Raw genomic sequence first — 246 nt, 5'->3', positions numbered from 1 at the left:
CAGGCGAACCGGGCCCGTATCGTAGAGACGTCCTCTAAGCTTTTTCGTGAGCGCGGTTACGATGGCGTGGGTGTTTCCGATCTCATGGCAGCTGCCGGCTTTACCCATGGAGGCTTCTACAAGCACTTCAAATCCAAGGCGGATCTGATAGAGGAGTCGGCAGCGTGTGGCATTGCCAAGACGATCGATCAGGTGCAGGGCCTCGAACTGACTGAATTCGTGAGCTACTACCTCTCACGAAAACAC

1 protein-coding gene is annotated in these 246 nt (G+C 55.3%); it reads left to right on the top strand.

From position 1 onward, the window contains the following. Nucleotides 1-246 (top strand): TetR/AcrR family transcriptional regulator (locus tag SB771_RS36300; RefSeq protein WP_410722197.1); only part of this gene is annotated, 246 nt, incomplete at both ends.

This window comes from Burkholderia sp. SIMBA_051 (assembly GCF_046534915.1).
GTDB classification, from domain to species: Bacteria; Pseudomonadota; Gammaproteobacteria; order Burkholderiales; family Burkholderiaceae; genus Burkholderia; species Burkholderia ambifaria.
This window is presented reverse-complemented; position numbering and strand designations above follow the sequence as displayed.